This window comes from Citrobacter sp. MGH 55, assembly GCF_016906145.1.
Taxonomy (GTDB): domain Bacteria; phylum Pseudomonadota; class Gammaproteobacteria; order Enterobacterales; family Enterobacteriaceae; genus Citrobacter_A; species Citrobacter_A amalonaticus.
In genome coordinates this window covers 4055881-4060165 of sequence record NZ_CP070239.1, presented here as the reverse complement: position 1 = coordinate 4060165, position 4285 = coordinate 4055881, and the positions used below count along the sequence as shown (strand labels likewise).

Sequence of the window (4285 nt, the reverse complement as noted above, 5' to 3'; positions counted from 1 at the left end):
AGCGCTGAGTTTCTTCCCAGTCAGCGAGGGTATACAACGTAGCGCCTGCTGCTGCCATCTCCATAAAGGCATGGGCACTGTCCTGTGGCTGAATGTTCACGCCGCGACAGCCATCGGTAATGACATTCACCGTATAGCCCAGTTGCAGCGCATCCAGCACCGTAAACCTGACACAATAGTCGGTGGCTAGCCCCATGACGATCAGTTCATGCACGTCATGCTGGCGAAGCCACGCGTCGAGTCCGGTTTTCTGCCGACGTCCGTTATCAAAAAAAGCGCTGTAGCTGTCGACCAGCGGATTCTCGCCCTTATGAAAAACGGCCTCTATTGCCTTGCGGTTCAGCAACGGATGAAACGCCGCGCCGTTGGTATTCTGCACGCAGTGATCGGGCCAGAAGGTTTGCGGCAAGCCGTCGAGTTGCCCCTGGCTGTAAGGTTCTGCCTGATGCTGACTGGCGAAGCTCCCGTGGTTCGCAGGGTGCCAGTCCTGGCTTGCGAGGACCGCATCACCACGGGTCTGGCACCATGCTATCAGCTGGTTTGCGATATCAACGGTGCTGTCGCCCTTCGGGACCGCCAGCGCGCCGCCGGCGCAGAAATCGTTTTGTAAATCGACCAGTAACAGCGCACGGTGTGTCATTCGATCCTCCTTAGTCGTCCGGCGTGAGTTCGCCACGCAGGTTTTGTGTCATCGCCTCGCGAATCGCATCCGTATCCAGCCCTTTGCTGAGCAGATAATGCAGTTTGGTCAGGGTTGCTTCAACGGTCATATCCGCACCGCCAATGACGCCAGCATGCGCCAGGGCATTGCCGGTGGCATAGCCGCCCATGTTCACTTTCCCCGACATGCACTGCGTGAGGTTCACAACCACGATGCCGCGTTCTCTGGCTTCGCTAAGTTCTTTCAGAAACTCTTTATTCTGCGGCGCATTGCCGACGCCGTAGGAACGCAGAATCAGCGCTTTTACCGGCTGGCGCAGGAAGTTGCGCACCACATCGGCGGAGATACCCGGATAAATGGTGACGACCCCAATGGGTTGTGGCGTGATCGGGTGAACAATCAGTTCGCCTTCACTACGGGGAGCCGGCGGCGTCCCCAGACGGCGGATGTGGATACCCGCTTCCAGCAGCGGCTGGAGGTTAGGGGAGGCGAAAGCGTCAAAACCGTCGGCATGCGCTTTTGTCGTGCGGTTGCCGCGAAACAGACGGTTGTTAAAAAACAGCGTGACTTCGTTGATCGGATAATTTGCCGCGACGTAAAGCGCGTTGAGAAGATTGATTTGTCCGTCAGAACGCAGCTCCGCCAGCGGGATTTGTGACCCTGTCACAATCACCGGTTTACCTAAATTCTCCAGCATGAACGAGAGTGCAGAGGCGGTAAACGCCATGGTGTCGGTACCATGTAGGATCACAAAACCATCGTACTCATCGTAATGGGTTTTGATGTCATCGGCGATATGCTGCCAGTCTTCCGGCGTCATATCTGACGAATCCATCAGCGGGGCATATTCATGAATGGTGAAGTCGGGCATTTCAGGACGATGGAATTCAGGCATCAGCGCCAGCTGGCGCTGAAGGTGTCCGGAGACCGGAATGTAACCCTGTTCGGAGCGCTGCATACCAATGGTCCCGCCGGTATAGGCAACGTAAATCGATTTCTTCTGCATGCTAGTATCTTGTCGCTCAGAGAAAAGCCCTCTTCGCAGGAAGAGGGCGTGAGGATTAACGGACGTTCGCGCAGGTCAGACAGAACGCATAACGGTTTTGCGGATCGTTGAACGCGGCGAGCTTATCGCCTTCCGCTTTGACCGTACTGGCCGCTGAGGCCAGCGGCGCAGGGAGCATCGCCTGAATCGCCTGCGGCAGCATGGCGCGGACAGAACCTGACATACCGTCCATGATCATATCAAAGAAGGTTGGCTCATCCTGATAATAGTCGATATGCCACTCTTTGAGTTTCGCCAGTTCAGCCGCTTTAGCCACCGCATCATCGAAGTCACCCAGGCTGTCGACCAGGCCGTTCGCTTTGGCGTCCTGACCCGTCCAGACGTGGCCCTGTGCGATTTTATCAATTTGCTCAGGTGTGGATTTACGCGCCTGCGCCACCAGGGTGATAAAGCGCTTATAGCCATTCTCAATGCTCAGTTGCATCATTTGCTGCGCTTCTGGCGGCAGCGCTTTGGTGACAGAAATATCCGCCAGCGGCGAGGTCGCCACGCCATCCGTATGAACGCCAATGGAATCAAGGCTGTTTTCGACGGTGTTAATCACCCCGAAAATACCGATCGAACCGGTCAGCGTGCTCGGGTTGGCCACAATGTAACTGGCAGGCGTAGAGATCCAGTAGCCGCCAGAGGCGGCCATTCCGCCCATCGATACGACCACCGGTTTACCGGCAGCACGTGCAGCGGCCAGTTCCGAACGAATCACTTCCGACGCCGTCACGCTACCGCCAGGGCTGTTGACGCGCAGAACGATGGCTTTCACTTTCGGATCCAGGCGCGCATCGCGAATCTGCGAGGCGGTGGTATCTCCGCCGACATTCCCCGGTGTTTCTTCACCATCCATGATGGCTCCGTTGGCAAAGACCACGCCGATGGAGCTGCCCGTATCCGCAGGCGGATTAAGCGTGTAATCGTAGTAGCTGATCGCGCGATAGTTATTCTCTGCCTTACTCCAGCCAAACTGTTTCGTCAGCGCTTTTTCCACTTCGGCACTGGAAAGCAGGGCGTCGACCAGTTTGCTGTCGAGCGCATACTTTGCCGTATCGCCATCGGCTTTCGTCAGCGCATCAAGCACGCCCTGAGCGCCAGGGAAGACCTGCTCAGCCGGGATTTGACGGTTGGCGGCAATGGTATTCAGGTAGTTCTGCCACAGTTCGCCAATCCAGCGGCTGTCTGCTTCCCGCGCCGCAGGCGACATGTCGTCACGAATAAACGGCTCGACGGCAGATTTATAAGTGCCCACGCGGAACACATGCGTCGACACTTTCAGCTTATCCAGCAGGGATTTGTAATACAGTCCGTTAGTGGCAAAACCGTGGATATCAACGGAACCCTGCGGCGAAAGCCAGATTTTATTGGCGAAGCTGGCAAGGTAATACTGACCCTGACTAAAATTATCGCCAACGGCATAGACTGGCTTACCGCTGTCGCGGAATTCACGCAGCGCTTTACCGATATACTGCATTGACGGCTGATCGGCACCGGCGAAGTTTTTCAGGTCCATCACAATACCGGTGATATTGCGATCGTCTTTGGCCTGACGAATGGTATTGACGATATCGAACAGGGAGTTTTCCTGTAAGCGGTCGGAACTGGCACCCAGCAGTTGACGGCTGAGAGCGCCAAGACGACTGGTACTGGACGGCTTATCGACGATCACCCCGGAAATATCTAACATTAGGGCACCGCGACCGACTTTATCGCTGGTGTTATTGCTGCTGACCTGCATCCAGATCCCGACACCCACCAGGACAAGGAAGATAAAGAACAGGTTAAGCACCATCTCGCGGACAAAATTAAGCAGTCGCCACGTCCATTTAAAAAAACCGGCAATGAATCGCCACAGGGTTCGCATGTATTCTCCCTACCGTTACCAATACTACGCCTGGGTCAGGCGTATGAGATGTGGCTATCCTAATGACCCTGCCGTCTCTTGTCAGCAGGAATCACTGTCGGCGCTGTAACAAAATCTGCTCTCGTGTTAATTTTGTGAATATTCACCCTGACAGGAGTTAACCAAATGGATGCACTTGAATTACTTGTTAACCGCCGTAGCGCTTCTCGCCTGGCCGAGCCTGCACCTGCCGGTGAGCAACTGCAAAATATTCTCCGTGCGGGCATGCGCGCGCCGGATCATAAGACCCTGCAACCGTGGCACTTCTTCGTTATCGAAGGCGAGGGGCGCGAACGCTTCAGCGCGGTGCTGGAAAAGGGGGCGATTGCCGCCGGAAGTGATGAAAAAGGGATCGAAAAAGCGCGTAGCGCTCCGTTTCGCGCGCCTCTTATCATCACCGTGGTCGCAAAATGCGATGAAAATCATAAGGTCCCGGTCTGGGAGCAGGAAATGTCTGCAGGCTGTGCAGTGATGGCGATGCAAATGGCGGCTATCGCACAGGGCTTCGGCGGGATCTGGCGTAGCGGAGCCTTAACCGACAGTCCGGTGGTGCGCGACGCGTTTGACTGTCGCCCACAGGATAAAATTGTCGGTTTTCTTTATCTCGGCACACCGCAACTGAAAGCCTCCACCACCATTAACGTGCCGGATACCGCGCCTTTCGTGA

At 55.6% G+C, this 4285-nt stretch carries 4 protein-coding genes; 1 reads left to right on the top strand and 3 read right to left on the bottom strand.

The window, feature by feature from the left end; genetic code table 11:
- From pncA to sppA, 3 genes are all read right to left on the bottom strand, one after another.
- A partial coding sequence (gene pncA, locus JTI98_RS16845; RefSeq protein ID WP_216081563.1) for a bifunctional nicotinamidase/pyrazinamidase occupies positions 1-640 on the bottom strand: 640 nt, incomplete at its 3' end.
- 10 nt (positions 641-650) lie between these two features.
- A complete protein-coding gene (gene ansA, locus JTI98_RS16840) occupies positions 651-1667 on the bottom strand; it encodes an asparaginase (RefSeq protein ID WP_058587954.1) in 1017 nt (338 codons plus the stop codon).
- 55 nt (positions 1668-1722) lie between these two features.
- The gene (gene sppA / locus JTI98_RS16835; protein WP_216081562.1) at positions 1723-3579 is read right to left on the bottom strand and encodes a signal peptide peptidase SppA; all 1857 of its coding nucleotides are present in this window, start codon (positions 3577-3579) and stop codon (positions 1723-1725) included.
- 165 nt (positions 3580-3744) lie between these two features.
- On the opposite strand from sppA, the gene JTI98_RS16830 reads away from it, so the two are divergent.
- Positions 3745-4285 (top strand): NAD(P)H nitroreductase (locus tag JTI98_RS16830; RefSeq protein ID WP_216081561.1); only part of this gene is annotated, 541 nt, incomplete at its 3' end.

Excerpts from the sequence above, each read along its gene's own strand:
- sppA (WP_216081562.1), bottom strand. The coding sequence starts at position 3,579 with ATGCGAACCCTGTGGCGATTCATTGCCGGTTTTTTTAAATGGACGTGG.
- ansA (WP_058587954.1), bottom strand. The coding sequence starts at position 1,667 with ATGCAGAAGAAATCGATTTACGTTGCCTATACCGGCGGGACCATTGGT.